Source organism: Streptomyces sp. NPDC031670, from assembly GCF_055580545.1.
Genome location: NZ_JBVILC010000006.1, coordinates 262,658 through 277,718 on the forward strand (window position 1 = coordinate 262,658; position 15,061 = coordinate 277,718).

Below are 15,061 nucleotides of genomic sequence, written 5' to 3' on the forward strand. Positions count from 1 at the left end.
AGGTCAGTTCCGTCCGTGCCGCAGGGCGGGGTGGGCGCCGGCGGCCACCAGGTCGGCGACGGCCGCCCGGGGGTCCTTGCCGGTGACCAGGGACTCGCCGACCAGGACGGCGTCGGCGCCCGCGTTGGCGTAGGCGATCAGGTCGTGCGGGCCGCGCACGCCCGACTCGGCGATCTTGACGATGTGCGAGGGGATCTCCGGGGCGACGCGCTCGAAAGTGGTGCGGTCCACCTTGAGGGTCTTCAGGTCGCGCGCGTTGACGCCGATGATCCGCGCGCCGGCGTCGACCGCACGCTCGACCTCGTCCTCGTCGTGCACCTCGACCAGCGGGGTGAGCCCGATGGACTCGGCCCGCTCGATCAGCGAGACCAGGGCGTCCTGCTCCAGGGCGGAGACGATCAGGAGCGCCATGTCGGCCCCGTACGCCCGGGCCTCCCACAGCTGGTAGGCGGTGACGATGAAGTCCTTGCGCAGCACCGGGATGTCGACCTTGGCGCGAACGGCCTCCAGGTCGGCGAGCGAGCCGCCGAAGCGGCGCTCCTCGGTGAGCACGGAGATGACGGCCGCGCCGCCCGCCTCGTAGTCGGCGGCGAGAGCGGCCGGGTCCGCGATGGCCGCCAGCGCGCCCTTGGACGGGCTGGAGCGCTTGACCTCGCAGATGACCGTGACGCCTTCGCCGCGCAGGGCCGCGACGCCGTCCCGGGCCCGGGGCGCCTTGGCGGCGCGCTCCTTGAGCTCGTCGAGGCCGACCCGCGCCTGCCGCTCCGCCAGATCGGCGCGGACGCCCTCGATGATCTCGTCGAGCACACTCACGTGAGCGGCCCCCTTCCAGGACGGTGACGTTGACGATCGGCCAGGATCAGCCATGACGATGGTATCCGCACCGGAGCGAAGGGCCCGCATCCGGTTGACGCCCGTCCCACTCCTCGGACAGCCGGGACGTGGGGAGATATACGGAATGTCACGGCGCGAGCACAGAACCGAACGGCATATTCCGGACAATCGAGAAGACCAGCAGGACCGCTCCGATGCCCCACCAGTAGCCGTCCCCGAGGGCGATACGGACCGGGAGCCCGCGCGCCGCACGGACGGCCCAGACCACCCAGAGGGCCGCGAAGAGGACGTAGCCGAGCACGGCGAGCGCGTTGGCGCCCAGGGCCGCGCCGAAGTCGCCGGTGATGAAGGCGTGGGCGCTGCGCAGACCTCCGCAGCCGGGGCAGTAGATCCCGGTGAGCCGCAGCAGCGGGCAGACGGGGTAGTGGCCGGGCTCGTTCGGGTCGACCGCGCCCACGTACGCGAAGGCGGCGGCGACCCCGGCGAGGGTGCCCAGCGGCACGAGCAGCCGGCGCGCGGCGGCACGGGCCCCGGGAGCCGGGGCGTCGGGGACCGGGCGGGCCGGGGTCGGGGTGGCGTCCACGCGGTGATTGTCCCCGTATCCGACGAGAGGCGCAGCCCCGGTGGGGCCGCGCCTCTCGTCGGATGCTCGGAACAGGGTGCCGGGTGCCTCAGCGGGCCTCGGCGAGACGGGCGCGCGCCTTGGCGCCGGCCGCCTCGCGGGCCGCGGCCATCTCGGCGGACTCCTTCGGGGTGCCGAGGCCGGCCATCTTCATGACGCCGCCGACGACCGCGCCGAGCAGGGTGAGCGCCGTCCCGGCCCAGAAGCCGATCGGGTTGGCGGCGACGATGAAGACCGAGGCCGCACAGAAGCCGATGAAGGAGATGATGACACCGGTCCAGGCGGCCGGGGTGTGTCCGTGGCCGCCGCTGCTGCCCGCCATGAGTTGCTCCTCGTTGGTGAATCTCTGGGTCGCGGAGTCGGCCGCCCAGTCCGGGGACCGCGACCGCTCATCGACCATTGTCGCCCACGCGCGCGCGTGCCCCGAGCCTGGGGTCGCCCCCGTGGGACAGCTCACACTCCGGTCGGGTCCTCGCCCCGGTCCAGGGCCTTCCACAGCTCCTCGGGCCGGTCCGGGTCCTTGGCCGGACGGGACTTGCGGGGCCGGGGGCTGCCGTCGCGCTCGTAGCGTCCGCCCATCGCGGGCCAGGCGGCGCCGAAGCGCAGCGCGAGCAGCCCGGCGACCAGGAGCAGCAGGCCGCCCGCGAAGGTGACGTAGGGCCAGGCGGTGTGCGTGAGGCCGCCGATGGTCGCGGCGGCGTCGCCGCTGGTCCGGGCGGCCTTCTCGTCGAGCGCGGAGCTGTCGTCGGCGCCGAGGAAGGCGGCGAGCGCGGCTCCGGCGCCGCTCAGCGCGAGCAGCCCGGAGACCAGCAGCCGCCCGGCCCGGCGCACGGCGAACACCGCGACGAGCGCGGCGAGTCCGACGATCGCCAGGGCGGCGGGCACGCCCGTCACGCTCTGCCCGGTGGCGCGGAGCGGCACCGAGCCGCCCCCGACCGCGGCGTGGCCCTCGGCCCAGGTCTGCCCGGAGGCGAGCAGGACGACAGCGGCCCCGGCGGCCCCGAAGAGCAGGGCGGCGGCGAGGCTGCGGCGACCGCCGCCTCCGCCTCCGGCGCGGGCGGGCGACGCGGATTCGGCACGCGACTGGGGTACGGGTACGGCACTCACGTACTCCACTATCGCCTGCGCGGGGGTGATCTTGTCAGCCGGGGGCTGTTATGGCGCGAAATCGCGGTGCGGGGCCGGTCCGTCCCTCAGGAGCGCGCGCTCCGGCCGCCGAGCCGGTTCGCCGTGTGGACCGCCCGCAGCACCGCCGACGCCTTGTTGCGGCACTCGTTGTCCTCCGCGACCGGGTCGGAGTCGGCCACCACGCCCGCCCCGGCCTGGACGTAGGCCGTGCCGTCGCGGAGCAGGGCCGTGCGGATGGCGATCGCGGTGTCGGAGTCGCCGGCGAAGTCGAGGTAGCCGACGCAGCCGCCGTAGAGCCCGCGGCGGCTCGGCTCCAGCTCCTCGATGATCTGCATCGCGCGCGGCTTGGGCGCCCCGGAGAGCGTCCCCGCGGGGAAGCACGCGGTGAGCACGTCGAAGGCGGTACGGCCCGGGGCGACCCGGCCGGTCACCGTCGAGACGATGTGCATGACGTGCGAGTACCGCTCGACCGACATGAAGTCGACGACCTCGACGCTGCCCGGTTCGCAGACCCGGCCCAGGTCGTTGCGGCCCAGGTCCACCAGCATCAGGTGCTCGGCCCGCTCCTTGGGGTCGGCGAGCAGCTCTTCGGCGAGGTCGTTGTCCTCCTGCGGGGTGGCGCCGCGGTGCCGGGTCCCGGCGATGGGGTGGACCATCGCGCGCCCGTCCTCGACCTTGACCAGGGCCTCGGGGCTCGATCCCACGACGTCGAAGCCGTCGAAGCGGAAGAGGTACATGTACGGGGACGGGTTGGTGGCCCGCAGCACCCGGTAGACGTCGAGCGCGCTCGCCGTGCAGGGCGTCTCGAACCGCTGCGAGGGCACCACCTGGAAGGCCTCGCCCGCGCGGATGCGCTCCTTGATGTCCTCGACCGCGTCCTGGTACGCCGTGCCGCCCCACAGGGCGGTGTACTCGGGCAGCTCGGAGGGCGGCAGGACGGTGGGCTCGTACTCGACGGGCTTCGCCAGGTCCGCCTCCATGGCGTCGAGGCGGGCCACGGCGTCCGCGTAGGCCTCGTCGACCCCGGTGTCCAGGTCGTTGTGGTTGATCGCGTTGGCGATCAGCAGCACCGAGCCGGCCCAGTGGTCCAGGACGGCGAGGTCGGAGGTGAGCAGCATGGTCAGCTCGGGCAGCCCCAGGTCGTCGCGCCCGTGCTCGCCGATCTTCTCCAGCCTGCGCACGATGTCGTACCCGAGGTAGCCGACCATGCCGCCGGTGAACGGCGGCATCCCGGCGACCAGGTCCCGCGGGGTGTGCAGCGCCTCCACGGTGGCCCGCAGGGCCTGAAGCGGGTCGCCCGAGGCGGGGACGCCGACCGGCGGGGTGCCGATCCAGTGGGCCTGGCCGTCGCGGGCGGTGAGCGTCGCGGCGGAGCGCACGCCGACGAACGAGTAGCGCGACCAGGTGCGGCCGTTCTCGGCGGACTCCAGGAGGAAGGTGCCGGGGCGCTCGGCGGCGAGCTTGCGGTAGAGCCCGACGGGGGTGTCGCCGTCCGCGAGGAGGCGGCGGCTGACCGGGATGACGCGGCGGTCCACCGCGAGCTTGCGGAAGGTTTCGAGATCCATGGCGCGACCCTACTGAGCGGGGGCGGGCAGCAGGACGTCGGCGTCGAAGCATGTCCGGTCACCGGTGTGGCAGGCGGCACCGACCTGATCGACCTTGACGAGGAGAGTGTCACCGTCGCAGTCGAGCGCGACGGATTTGACGTGCTGGAAATGACCGGAAGTGTCCCCCTTCACCCAGTACTCGTTCCGGCTGCGCGACCAGTAGGTGCAACGGCCGGTGGTCAGGGTGCGGTGCAGGGCCTCGTCGTCCATCCAGCCGAGCATGAGCACCTCGCCGGTGTCGTACTGCTGGGCGATGGCCGGGACCAGTCCATCGGCCGTCCGCTTGAGGCGGGCGGCGACGGCGGGGTCGAGAGTGCTGGTCATGGCCCCATTGTGCCGTGGCGCGGGGGCTCGGGCGGCGGTGCGTCCACTGGGCGGACGGGGGTACGGGCCGTACGCTGGCCCCCATGTCGACCCATGCCAAGCGTGAACGACTTCTGCTCGCCGACCTGTTGGAGGCGGCGGGCCCCGATGCCCCGACCCTCTGCGAGGGCTGGACGACGCGCGACCTCGCGGCCCATCTGGTGCTCCGCGAGCGCCGTCTCGACGCGGCCGGCGGGATAATCCTCGGTGCGCTGAAGTCCCGGCTGGACCGGGTGCAGGCGGAGTTCGCCGCGAAGCCGTACGAGGAGCTGGTGCGGCTCTTCCGTACGGGCCCGCCGAAGTACTCCCCGTACAACCTCAAGCAGGTCGACGAGGGGGCGAACGCGATCGAGTTCTACGTCCACGGCGAGGACGTCCGCCGGGCCCAGTCCGACTGGACCCCGCGCCCGGTCGACCCGGTCTTCGCGGACGTGCTCTGGTCCCGCCTGGAGAAGATGGCCCGCCTGATGGGCCGCCGCTCCCCCGTGGGCCTGGTCCTGCGCCGCCCCGACGGCCAGACGGCGGTGGCGCGGCGGGGGACGCCGGTGGTGACGGTGACGGGCGAGCCGGGCGAACTGGCCCTGTTCGCGTCGGGCCGCCAGGAGGCGGCGCGGGTCGAGATCGAGGGGGAGAAGACGGCGGCGGCGCGCGCCCTGGAGGCGAAGCTGGGGGTGTAGCCGGGGGCCATGTCCCCCCGCGCCCCTGGGTACCCAGGGGCGCGGGGAACTGCGCGGGCAAGCCAGCACGGTCCGCAGACGAAAGGGTCCGGGGCGCAGCCCCGTGAGCGGGGTGCGGGGGCCGCGGGCCCCGCGAAAGGGGGTCCGGGGGCACAGCGCAGCCCCCGGCAGATCACCTTCGCCCCCACCCACCCCCGGGGGGTTTGGGGAGGGGCGGGGAGGGGCTAACGAACCGGGTGCCCCGCGTCGCGCAACGCCCCCTTCACATCCCCGATCCGCAACTCCCCGAAATGAAACACCGACGCCGCCAGCACCGCATCCGCCCCCGCCGCCACCGCCGGCGCGAAGTCACCCAGCCGCCCCGCCCCGCCGGACGCGATCACCGGCACCGTCACATGGCGGCGCACCGCCGAGATCATGTCGGTGTCGTACCCGTCCTTCGTCCCGTCCGCGTCCATCGAGTTCAGCAGGATCTCCCCCGCCCCCAGCTCCGCGGCCCGGTGCGCCCACTCCACCGCGTCGATGCCCGTCCCCCGGCGCCCGCCGTGGGTGGTCACCTCGAAGGTGCCGGCGGGGGTGCGGCGGGCGTCCACCGACAGGACGAGCACCTGGCGCCCGAAGCGCTCCGCGATCTCGCGGATCAGCTCGGGCCGCTCGATCGCCGCCGTGTTGACGCCCACCTTGTCCGCCCCGGCCCGCAGCAGCTTGTCGACGTCCTGCGCCGAGCGGACGCCGCCGCCCACGGTCAGCGGGATGAAGACCTGCTCGGCGGTGCGCCGCACCACGTCGTACGTGGTCTCGCGGTTGCCGGAGGACGCCGTGATGTCCAGGAACGTCAGCTCGTCCGCGCCCTCGGCGTCGTACAGCTTGGCCATCTCCACGGGGTCACCGGCGTCCCGCAGGTTCTGGAAGTTGACGCCCTTCACCACCCGCCCGCCGTCGACGTCCAGACAGGGGATGACGCGGACCGCGAGGGTCATTCGGGGGCTCCTTCTGGGGCTCCTTCGAGGGCGCCTCGATAGGCGTCCACTTCCACTTCCACCAGCATGCGCGGATCGACCAGCCCGCTCACGATCACCAGCGTGGCCGCCGGGCGGGTCGCGCCGAAGAGCTCCTTGTGGGCCCTGGACGCCTCGTCGATGTCCCGCGCGTGCGTCAGATACATCCGGGTGCGGACCACGGACCCGGCCCCGAGCCCGAACTCCGCGAGCGCGGCGAGGGCGTTCGAGAAGGCCACCTTCGCCTGCTCGTACGGGTCGCCCTCGCCGTACAGCACCGTGCCCCGGAACGGCGTGGTGCCGGCGACGTGCACATGGTCGCCCGCGGCGACGGCGCGCGCGAAACCGATCGTGTCCTCCCAGGGACTGTCACTCTGCACACGCCGCACATCGCTCATCGGGACACAGCCTCCAGGGCCTCTTCGAGGGTGAACGCCTTCGCGTACAGGGCCTTGCCCACGATGGCGCCCTCCACACCCTGCCCCACGAGCCCCGCGATCGCCCGCAGGTCGTCGAGGCTGGAGACGCCGCCGGAGGCCACCACCGGCTTGTCGGTGGCCGCGCAGACATCGCGCAGCAGCTCCAGGTTGGGGCCGGTGAGCGTGCCGTCCCTGGCGATGTCGGTCACCACGTACCGCGCGCAGCCCTCGGAGTCCAGACGGGCCAGCGTCTCGTAGAGGTCGCCGCCGTCGCGGGTCCAGCCACGGCCGCGCAGGGTCGTGCCCCGTACGTCCAGACCGACCGCGATCCGGTCGCCGTACTCCGCGATGACCTTGGCGACCCACTCGGGGGTCTCCAGGGCGGCCGTGCCCAGGTTGACGCGGCGGCAGCCGGTGGCGAGCGCGGCCTCCAGGGAGGCGTCGTCGCGGATGCCGCCGGAGAGCTCCACCTTGATGTCCATAGCGCCCGCGACCTCGGCGATCAGGGCGCGGTTGTCGCCGGTGCCGAAGGCCGCGTCGAGGTCCACCAGGTGCAGCCACTCGGCGCCGGAGGCCTGCCAGGCGAGCGCCGCCTGGAGCGGGGAGCCGTAGGAGGTCTCCGAGCCGGACTCGCCGTGCACGAGACGGACGGCCTGCCCGTCGCGGACGTCGACGGCGGGGAGGAGTTCGAGCTTCGCGGAAGGCTTCACGGAAGGCTTCACGGAGGGGGTCGCGGACATCACAGGGTTCCGATCCAGTTGGACAGCAGCTGCGCGCCGGCGTCGCCGGACTTCTCGGGGTGGAACTGGGTCGCCCACAGCGCGCCGTTCTCCACCGCGGCCACGAACGGCTCGCCGTGGGTGGCCCAGGTGACCCTGGGCGCGCGGATCTTGGGGTTGGTGACCTCCAGGCTCCAGTCGTGCACCGCGTACGAGTGCACGAAGTAGAACCGGGCGTCGGCGTCCAGGCCCGCGAAGAGCTCGCTGTCCTCGGGGGCCTTCACCGTGTTCCAGCCCATGTGCGGGACGATCGGCGCCCTGAGCGGCTCGACGGTGCCGGGCCACTCGTCCAGGCCCTCGGTCTCCACGCCGTGCTCGATGCCCCCGGTGAAGAGGATCTGCATGCCGACGCAGATGCCCATCACCGGCCGCCCGCCGGACAGGCGCCGGCCCACCAGCCAGTCACCGCGCGCCTCGCGCAGCCCCCGCATACAGGCCGAGAACGCGCCGACGCCCGGGACGAGCAGCCCGTCGGCGTTCATGGCCCGGTCGTAGTCACGGGTGATCTCGACGTCCGCGCCGACGTGGGCGAGGGCGCGCTCGGCGGAGCGCACGTTGCCGAAGCCGTAGTCGAAGACGACGACCTTCTTGACGGGAGTGGCGGTGCTCAATTCCACACCTCCAGGCGCAGGACGCCCGCGGCCAGGCACAGGGCGGAGCTGATCGCGAGCAGCGTGATCAGGCTCTTGGACATGTCCTGCTTGACGAAGGAGTAGACGCCGCCCGCGAGGAAGAGTCCGAGGACGATCAGGATGGAGTTGAGGCCGTTCACAGCGCGCCCTTGGTCGAAGGAAGGATGCCCGCGGCACGCGGGTCGTGCTCGGATGCGTAGCGCAGCGCCCGTGCCAGCGCCTTGAACTGGCACTCCACGATGTGGTGCGCGTTGCGCCCGTACGGGACGTGGACGTGCAGGGCGATCTGCGCCTGCGCCACGAAGGACTCCAGGATGTGCCGGGTCATCGTGGTGTCGTACTCGCCGATCATCGGCGCCATGTTCTCCGGCTCGGTGTGCACCAGGTACGGGCGGCCGGAGAGGTCCACGGTGACCTGGGCGAGGGACTCGTCGAGGGGGACCGTGCAGTTGCCGAAGCGGTAGATGCCGACCTTGTCGCCGAGCGCCTGCCGGAAGGCGGCGCCGAGCGCGAGGGCGGTGTCCTCGATGGTGTGGTGCGAGTCGATGTGCAGGTCGCCGTCGGTCTTGACCGTGAGGTCGAAGAGGCCGTGGCGGCCGAGCTGGTCGAGCATGTGGTCGTAGAAGCCGACCCCGGTCGACACATCGACCTTTCCGGTCCCGTCGAGGTCGATCTCGACGAGGACGGACGTCTCCTTGGTGGTGCGTTCGACACGGCCGACGCGGCTCATGCGCTCTGCTCCTTCTTGAGTTGACGGACCGCGTCCAGGAACGCGTCGTTCTCGGCCGGGGTGCCGGCGGTGACGCGCAGCCACCCGGGCACCCCGTTGTCACGGACCAGGACGCCCTGGTCGAGGATGCGCCGCCAGGCGGTGTGGGAGTCCTCGAAGCGGCCGAACTGGACGAAGTTGGCGTCCGAGTCGGTCACCTCGTACCCCGCCGCGCGCAGCTCGGTGACCAGCCGGTCCCGCTCCGCCTTGAGCTGCTCGACATAGCCGAGCAGCGTGTCGGTGTGCTCCAGGGCCGCGAGCGCGGTCGCCTGGGTGACGGCGGAGAGGTGGTAGGGCAGGCGGACGAGCTGGACCGCGTCGACCACCGCCGGGTGGGCCGCGAGATAGCCGAGGCGCAGCCCGGCCGCGCCGAAGGCCTTGGACATGGTCCGCGAGACGACCAGATGCGGGCGGTCCTCGATCAGCGGCAGCAGCGAGGCGCGGTGGCTGAACTCGACGTACGCCTCGTCGACGACGACCAGCGAGGGCTTGGCGGCCTGCGCGGCCTCGTACAGCGCCAACACCGTCTCGGCCTCGACGGCCGTGCCGGTGGGGTTGTTGGGCGAGGTGATGAAGACGACGTCCGGCCGGTGCTCGGCGATCGCCTCGCGCGCCGCCGCCACGTCGATGGTGAAGTCCTCGTTGCGCGGCCCGGAGATCCAGCCGGTGCCGGTGCCGCGCGCGATGAGGCCGTGCATCGAGTACGAGGGCTCGAAGCCGATGGCGGTGCGGCCGGGGCCGCCGAAGGTCTGCAGCAGTTGCTGGATGACCTCGTTGGAGCCGTTGGCCGCCCAGACGTTCTCGGTGGTGACCGGGTGCCCGGCGGTCCGCGTGAGGTAGCGGGCGAGCTCGGTGCGCAGCTCGACCGCGTCCCGGTCGGGGTAGCGGTTGAGGCCGCGCGCCGCCTCGGCGACCCGCTCCGCGATCCGCTCGACCAGCGGCTCGGGCAGCGGGTACGGGTTCTCGTTGGTGTTGAGCTGGACCGGAACGTCCAGCTGGGGCGCGCCGTAGGGGGACTTGCCGCGCAGCTCCTCGCGTACGGGCAGGTCGTCCAGGGTGAGGTGGTCGGTCACTGTCCCGGCACCTTCCATCCACTGTGCCCGTCGAGTTCGCCTTCGGCGAAACGCGCCTTGAGCGCGGCCCCGTGCGCGGGCAGGTCCTCGGCCTCGGCGAGGGTGACCACGTGGTGGGTGACCTCGGCCAGGGCGTCCCGGGTGTAGTCGACGATGTGGATGCCCTTGAGGAAGGACTGCACCGACAGGCCCGAGGAGTGGCAGGCGCAGCCGCCGGTGGGGAGCACGTGGTTGGAGCCCGCGCAGTAGTCGCCGAGGGAGACCGGGGACCAGGGGCCGACGAAGACCGCGCCCGCGTTGCGGACCCGGCCGGCCACGGCGGCGGCGTCGGCGGTCTGGATCTCCAGGTGCTCGGCGCCGTACGCGTCGACCACCTTCAGCCCCTCCTCCAGACCGTCGACCAGCACGATCGCGGACTGCTTGCCGGCCAGGGCGGGCCTGATCCGGTCCTCGACGTGCTTGGTGACCGCGATCTGCGACTCCACCTCGCGCTCGACCGCCTCCGCGAGCGCCAGGGAGTCGGTGACCAGGACGGCGGCGGCCATCGGGTCGTGCTCGGCCTGGCTGATCAGGTCGGCGGCGACGTGCGCCGGGTCGGCGGTCTCGTCCGCGAGGACGGCGATCTCGGTCGGCCCGGCCTCGGTGTCGATGCCGATGCGGCCGGTGAAGTAGCGCTTGGCGGCGGCGACCCAGATGTTGCCCGGGCCGGTCACCATGTTCGCGGGCGCACACGCGTCGGGTCCGGAGGTCCCGTACGCGAACATGGCGACGGCCTGGGCGCCGCCCGCCGCGTACACCTCGTCCACGCCGAGCAGCGCGCACGCGGCGAGGATCGTCGGGTGCGGCAGGCCGCCGAAGTCCTTCTGCGGCGGGGAGGCCAGCGCGATCGACTCGACGCCCGCCTCCTGGGCCGGGACCACGTTCATGACCACGGAGGACGGGTACACCGACCGGCCGCCGGGCGCGTACAGGCCCACGCGCTCCACCGGCACCCACTTCTCGGTGACCGTGCCGCCGGGGACGACCTGGGTGGTGTGCTCGGTGCGGCGCTGGGCGCGGTGCACGATCCTGGCGCGCCGGATGGACTCCTCAAGGGCCGCCCTGACCTGCGGGTCGAGCTGCTGCAGGGCCTCGGTGAGCGCCTCGGCGGGGACCCGGATCCGCTCCAGGGTCACGCCGTCGAACTTCTCCGCGTACTCGATCAGCGCCGCCGTGCCGCGATGATGCACGTCCTCGCAGATGGGCCGCACCTTCACCAGGGCGGCTTCCACGTCGAACTCGGCACGGGGCAGCAGGTCGCGCAGGGCGCCACCCTCGGGGAGGGCGTTGCCGCGCAGATCGATTCGAGAGATCACGGAACCAATTCTCTCAGACCACATCCCGCCACCGGACGCCCGTATCACTGGCTGATACATATCCCGCCCGCCCCGGAGCCGGGCCGTGACCACTAGCGTTCACTCCGTTACACACGCGTGTACAGCCCGCACACGACCGCGCGGGGTGAGCAGGGGACAGGGGGACGGCAGTGACCGAGGCGCCGGATGTCGCTGTGGCGCCGGACTGGTTCAGTCCGGTGGAGCTCGGGATGTGGGAGGCCTTCCGCAACGGCAGCACCTACGACCTGAGCAGCCGCAACCGGGTGCGGGACGACCCGTTCTCCGGGCGCGTCTGGGGGCCCGAGCGCTATGTGAAGGCCAGGGCGGTGGCGTTGCTGCTGCTCAGCGGGCCGCCGGCGCTGCCGGGCCGGGTCGCGGCGCTGAAGCTGAACGGGGTGCAGATCACCGGGACGCTCAATCTGTCGGGCGGCACGGTCACGCCGTACGTGGAGCTGACCAACTGCCGGTTCGAGGGCGAGGTGCTGATGCCGGAGTGCCGGGTCACCACCGTGCGGATGGTGAACTGCGCGATCCCGCGGATCGAGGCGGCCCGCCTCCAGACCGAGGGCGATCTGCATCTGCCACGCTGCCGCATCGCCCGCGGCATCCGGCTGACCGACGCCCACATCGGCACCGATCTGCTGCTCAACGAGGCCGTGATCCGTGCCGACCGCAACGGCCGCTCGATCGCGGCGGACGGGCTCTCGGTCGCCCAGGACCTCCAGGCCGAGCTGATCGAGAGTTACGGGGAGGTGAGCCTGCGGGCGGCGAACGTGGGCGTGACGCTGAGCCTGCGCGGCAGCCGGCTGGTGAACCCCGAGGGGCGGCGCGCGCTGAACGCGCCGCAGCTGACCGTGGAGCGCACGCTCTACATGACGGCGGCGGCCGTCTCGCCCGGCCTCACCGAGACCACCACACCGCCGTACGGGACGACCTACTCGGGCACCCCGGCCCGGGGCACCCGGGTCCAGCCGTTCGTCTGCGAGGGCGGGCTGCGCCTGGACGACGGCCGGTTCGGGGACGCCGTCGACTTCCAGAGCGCGCGCTTCGTGATGCGCGACTACCAGGAGGTGTCGCTGCGCCGGGTGCAGACACCGGAACTGCGCTTCCTCGGGGAGCGGCCGGAGCGCGGGCGGGTGGTGCTCTCGGGCGCCCGGGTGGTGAACCTCGTCGACATGTCGACGAGCTGGCCCGGGCCGGGCGGGCTCGCGATGGGCGGGTTCAGCTACGAGAACCTGATCCCGCGCGGGCTGTTCCCGCTGACCAGACGGCTGGAGTGGGTGGCGGCGGCGACTCCGGAGTACGCGCCGGAGCCGTACGAGCGGCTCGCCACCGTGCTGCGGAGCAGCGGGGAGGACGCGGACGCGCGCGAGGTGCTGCTCGCCAAGCAGCGCCGGCGCCGCGAGACCCTGCCGCTGGCGGGGAAGGCGTGGGGCGTGCTCCAGGACGTCACGGTCGCCTACGGCTACCGGCCCGGCCGGGCGGCGCTGTGGATGGCGGTGCTGTGGGCGATGGGCGCGCTGGCGTTCTCGCACTACGACCCGCAGCCGATCAAGCCGGACGAGCACCCGGACTGGAACGCCTCCCTGTACGCCCTCGATCTCCTCATCCCGGTGATCAATCTGGGGCAGGACGGCTACTGGAAGCTGCACGGCAGCTGGCAGTGGGTCTCCGCGGTACTCATCGTGCTCGGCTGGATCCTGGCCACGACCGTGGCGGCGGGCGCCTCGCGGCTGCTGCGGCGTGGCTGAAATTTGCCGGTCCTTGACCTGTCCCCGTACAACCGTCACGGCCGCCACACACTCTTCACCGCACACCACTGGCGGAGCTCCCACCTGCGGTTTTGAATGGTTCGCACCATGTCATTCGTACGCGCCCTGCTCCGTGCCGCCCGTGCGGGCAGGCACACCCCGCAGCCCGCCGCCGACCTCCCGGCCGACGAGGATCTGCTCCTCGACGCGCCGGACGGGCGGCTCGGCCCCGCGCTGGTGTCCGCCGCCGGGGGCGACTTCGCGGGCGCGGCCGAGCTCCTGGCCACCACCCGGGAGTCGGCCGAGTGGGAGAACCGCGACCGCTACACCATGCGGCTGGCCGCCTTCGCGGTCAGCCGCCCGGACTGGCTCGCCGACTGGCTGGCCGCCGCGCCCCGGGACCCGGACGCGCTGCTGGTCAAGGCGGAGCTGGCGATCGTACGGGCGTGGGGTTCGCCGGCCCGGGCCGAGCTGCTGCGTGAGATCGCCCCGCTGATCGACGCGGCGGCCTCGGCCGAGCCCGCGGATCCGGTGCCGTGGCGCATCGCGCTGGACCACGCGCGCGGCACCCACGCCCCGCACACCGTCTTCGAGTCGCTGTGGGCGGAGGCGGTCGGCCGCTCCTCGCACCACTACGGCTGCCACGTCGCGGCCCTCCAGTACCTCTCGGCGCAGTGGTACGGCTCGCACCGGGAGTGTTTCGGCTTCGCCGAGGAGGCCGCCGCGGACGCGCTGCCCGGCTCGCTGGTGCAGGCGCTGCCGGTGCGGGCCGCGTTCGCCTGCCTCGCCGCCGGGACCGCCGGGGCGCCTACCGGCCGCCAGAGCCCGCGCGAGCTCTTCGGCGACCGGATCGACGCGGCGGCCGACCTCGCCATCGCGCTCTCCGCCGCGTACGAGCCGGGCGACCCGTGGCCCGCCGAGGTGCGCAATCTGCTGGCGTACGTCCTGGTCGTACGGGAGCGGTGGGAGGAGGCCCTGGAGCAGTTCGGCCGGATCGGGCCCTATGCCACGGCGTTCCCCTGGGCGCGGCTCGACGACGATCCGCTGGGCCGGTTCACCGAGCTGCGCGACGAGGCCCGCCGACGGGTGGCCGCGCGGAAGCCGGGGCGCGACAGGGGTCCCGCGGGCATCGCGGTCGCGCCCCTGGGCGCCCTGGGACGGCCGCCCGCACCCGTGCCCGGCCGGGCCACCCGGGCCCAGGGTGCGGGCGTGCTGGGCAAGCCCGGACGCAGCCGGTCCGGCGACCATTACGCTTGAGCGTTGTGACCACCGCTCGCCTCCCCCTCTTTCCGCTCAACTCGGTCCTGTTCCCCGGCCTCGTCCTGCCGCTGAACGTCTTCGAGGAGCGCTATCGCGCCATGATGCGCGACCTGCTGAAGTCCGGCCCGGACTCCGGCGCCGCCCCGGACGACGACGAGCCGCGACGGTTCGCCGTGGTCGCGATCCGCGACGGCCGGGAGGTCGCGCCGACCGGTCCCGGGATGCCCGACCAGACGTCCGTCCCGGAGAAGGGTCCGGCGGCCGGCTTCGGCCCCGACCCGATCCAGGCGTTCCACCAGGTGGGATGTATCGCGGACGCGGCGACGATCCGGGAGCGCGCGGACGGCAGCTTCGAGGTGCTGGCGACCGGTACGACCCGGGTCAAGCTCCTCTCGGTCGACGCGAGCGGCCCCTATCTGACGGCCGAGCTGGAAGAGCTGCCCGAGGAGCCGGGCGAGGAGGCCGGGGCGCTGGCGGAGGGCGTGCTGCGGGCGTTCCGGGCGTACCAGAAGCGGGTGGCCGGGGCCCGGGAGCGCTCGGTGACCGGCTCGGCCGAGCTGCCCGACGAGCCCTCGGTGGTCTCCTATCTGGTCGCGGCGGCGGCGGTGCTCGACGTCCCCGCGAAGCAGCGGCTGCTCCAGGCGCCGGACACGGCGACACGGCTGCGGGAGGAGCTGACGCTGCTGCGCGCGGAGACGGCGGTGATCCGCCATCTCCCGTCGCTCCCCGCGGTGGAACTGACCCGCTCCCCCACCAGCCCCAACTGACGCGAG

18 protein-coding genes are annotated in these 15,061 nt (G+C 73.1%); 4 read left to right on the forward strand and 14 right to left on the reverse strand.

What is annotated here, in order from left to right:
• Nucleotides 1–3: 3 nt before the first annotated feature.
• From trpC to hisI, 6 genes are all read right to left on the reverse strand, one after another.
• A complete protein-coding gene (gene trpC, locus ACZ5ID_RS14500) occupies nt 4–813 on the reverse strand; it encodes an indole-3-glycerol phosphate synthase TrpC (RefSeq protein ID WP_468897312.1) in 810 nt (269 codons plus the stop codon).
• Nucleotides 814–961: 148 nt separating this feature from the next.
• Complete coding sequence (locus ACZ5ID_RS14505; RefSeq protein WP_468897314.1) at nt 962–1,417, reverse strand: DUF2752 domain-containing protein; 456 nt, start codon at nt 1,415–1,417, stop codon at nt 962–964.
• An 88-nt stretch (nt 1,418–1,505) separates the two neighbouring features.
• Nucleotides 1,506–1,778 carry an HGxxPAAW family protein gene (locus ACZ5ID_RS14510; RefSeq protein WP_468897316.1) on the reverse strand — a complete coding sequence of 91 codons (273 nt, stop codon included), beginning with the start codon at nt 1,776–1,778 and terminating at the stop codon, nt 1,506–1,508.
• 131 nt (nt 1,779–1,909) lie between these two features.
• Complete coding sequence (locus ACZ5ID_RS14515; protein WP_468897317.1) at nt 1,910–2,572, reverse strand: TIGR02234 family membrane protein; 663 nt, start codon at nt 2,570–2,572, stop codon at nt 1,910–1,912.
• Nucleotides 2,573–2,649: 77 nt separating this feature from the next.
• Nucleotides 2,650–4,149 (reverse strand): anthranilate synthase component I, encoded by a 1,500-nt coding sequence (locus ACZ5ID_RS14520; RefSeq protein ID WP_468897319.1) that lies wholly within the window; start codon nt 4,147–4,149, stop codon nt 2,650–2,652.
• Between the two features lie 9 nt (nt 4,150–4,158).
• Nucleotides 4,159–4,515, reverse strand: coding sequence for a phosphoribosyl-AMP cyclohydrolase (gene hisI, locus ACZ5ID_RS14525; protein ID WP_358836572.1), 357 nt, complete (start codon nt 4,513–4,515; stop codon nt 4,159–4,161).
• Nucleotides 4,516–4,598: 83 nt separating this feature from the next.
• Between hisI and ACZ5ID_RS14530 the strand changes: the two genes are divergently transcribed.
• Nucleotides 4,599–5,231, forward strand: a complete 633-nt coding sequence (locus ACZ5ID_RS14530; RefSeq protein WP_468897320.1) for a TIGR03085 family metal-binding protein — start codon at nt 4,599–4,601, stop codon at nt 5,229–5,231.
• Nucleotides 5,232–5,455: 224 nt separating this feature from the next.
• On the opposite strand, the gene hisF is transcribed toward ACZ5ID_RS14530, so the two are convergent.
• From hisF to hisD, 8 genes are read right to left on the reverse strand one after another with little or no spacing between them, the layout of a single operon-like run.
• A complete protein-coding gene (gene hisF, locus ACZ5ID_RS14535; RefSeq protein ID WP_468897322.1) occupies nt 5,456–6,211 on the reverse strand; it encodes an imidazole glycerol phosphate synthase subunit HisF in 756 nt (251 codons plus the stop codon).
• On the reverse strand, nt 6,208–6,627 hold the full coding sequence (locus tag ACZ5ID_RS14540; RefSeq protein ID WP_468897324.1) for a RidA family protein: 420 nt from the start codon (nt 6,625–6,627) through the stop codon (nt 6,208–6,210). Before ACZ5ID_RS14540 ends, hisF begins: the two co-directional genes overlap by 4 nt.
• Nucleotides 6,624–7,358, reverse strand: a complete 735-nt coding sequence (gene priA, locus ACZ5ID_RS14545; protein ID WP_468897326.1) for a bifunctional 1-(5-phosphoribosyl)-5-((5-phosphoribosylamino)methylideneamino)imidazole-4-carboxamide isomerase/phosphoribosylanthranilate isomerase PriA — start codon at nt 7,356–7,358, stop codon at nt 6,624–6,626. Before priA ends, ACZ5ID_RS14540 begins: the two co-directional genes overlap by 4 nt.
• Nucleotides 7,359–7,387: 29 nt before the next feature.
• Nucleotides 7,388–8,038 carry an imidazole glycerol phosphate synthase subunit HisH gene (gene hisH / locus ACZ5ID_RS14550; RefSeq protein ID WP_468897328.1) on the reverse strand — a complete coding sequence of 217 codons (651 nt, stop codon included), beginning with the start codon at nt 8,036–8,038 and terminating at the stop codon, nt 7,388–7,390.
• Nucleotides 8,035–8,199: a hypothetical protein gene (locus tag ACZ5ID_RS14555; protein ID WP_358834508.1), complete on the reverse strand. Its 165-nt coding sequence runs from the start codon at nt 8,197–8,199 to the stop codon at nt 8,035–8,037. Before ACZ5ID_RS14555 ends, hisH begins: the two co-directional genes overlap by 4 nt.
• A complete protein-coding gene (hisB, locus tag ACZ5ID_RS14560; RefSeq protein ID WP_358834507.1) occupies nt 8,196–8,789 on the reverse strand; it encodes an imidazoleglycerol-phosphate dehydratase HisB in 594 nt (197 codons plus the stop codon). Before hisB ends, ACZ5ID_RS14555 begins: the two co-directional genes overlap by 4 nt.
• Nucleotides 8,786–9,901, reverse strand: a complete 1,116-nt coding sequence (locus ACZ5ID_RS14565) for a histidinol-phosphate transaminase (protein ID WP_468897331.1) — start codon at nt 9,899–9,901, stop codon at nt 8,786–8,788. Before ACZ5ID_RS14565 ends, hisB begins: the two co-directional genes overlap by 4 nt.
• Complete coding sequence (gene hisD, locus ACZ5ID_RS14570) at nt 9,898–11,256, reverse strand: histidinol dehydrogenase (protein WP_468897332.1); 1,359 nt, start codon at nt 11,254–11,256, stop codon at nt 9,898–9,900. Before hisD ends, ACZ5ID_RS14565 begins: the two co-directional genes overlap by 4 nt.
• 170 nt (nt 11,257–11,426) lie before the next feature.
• Here hisD and ACZ5ID_RS14575 point away from each other — a divergent pair, with 170 nt between their 5' ends.
• From ACZ5ID_RS14575 to ACZ5ID_RS14585, 3 genes are all read left to right on the forward strand, one after another.
• The gene (locus ACZ5ID_RS14575) at nt 11,427–13,028 is read left to right on the forward strand and encodes an oxidoreductase (RefSeq protein ID WP_468897334.1); all 1,602 of its coding nucleotides are present in this window, start codon (nt 11,427–11,429) and stop codon (nt 13,026–13,028) included.
• Nucleotides 13,029–13,124: 96 nt separating this feature from the next.
• Nucleotides 13,125–14,285 (forward strand): hypothetical protein, encoded by a 1,161-nt coding sequence (locus ACZ5ID_RS14580; RefSeq protein ID WP_468897336.1) that lies wholly within the window; start codon nt 13,125–13,127, stop codon nt 14,283–14,285.
• Between the two features lie 5 nt (nt 14,286–14,290).
• On the forward strand, nt 14,291–15,055 hold the full coding sequence (locus ACZ5ID_RS14585; protein ID WP_468897337.1) for an LON peptidase substrate-binding domain-containing protein: 765 nt from the start codon (nt 14,291–14,293) through the stop codon (nt 15,053–15,055).
• The last annotated feature ends 6 nt before the right edge of the window (nt 15,056–15,061 follow it).

What these genes read in the sequence shown, in the direction of transcription:
- hisB (WP_358834507.1), bottom strand. Translation starts at nt 8,789, where the DNA reads ATGAGCCGCGTCGGCCGTGTCGAACGCACCACCAAGGAGACGTCCGTC.
- ACZ5ID_RS14530 (WP_468897320.1), top strand. Translation starts at nt 4,599, where the DNA reads ATGTCGACCCATGCCAAGCGTGAACGACTTCTGCTCGCCGACCTGTTG.
- ACZ5ID_RS14540 (WP_468897324.1), bottom strand. Translation starts at nt 6,627, where the DNA reads ATGAGCGATGTGCGGCGTGTGCAGAGTGACAGTCCCTGGGAGGACACG.
- ACZ5ID_RS14520 (WP_468897319.1), bottom strand. Translation starts at nt 4,149, where the DNA reads ATGGATCTCGAAACCTTCCGCAAGCTCGCGGTGGACCGCCGCGTCATC.
- ACZ5ID_RS14510 (WP_468897316.1), bottom strand. Translation starts at nt 1,778, where the DNA reads ATGGCGGGCAGCAGCGGCGGCCACGGACACACCCCGGCCGCCTGGACC.
- ACZ5ID_RS14580 (WP_468897336.1), top strand. Translation starts at nt 13,125, where the DNA reads ATGGTTCGCACCATGTCATTCGTACGCGCCCTGCTCCGTGCCGCCCGT.
- hisI (WP_358836572.1), bottom strand. Translation starts at nt 4,515, where the DNA reads ATGACCAGCACTCTCGACCCCGCCGTCGCCGCCCGCCTCAAGCGGACG.
- hisF (WP_468897322.1), bottom strand. Translation starts at nt 6,211, where the DNA reads ATGACCCTCGCGGTCCGCGTCATCCCCTGTCTGGACGTCGACGGCGGG.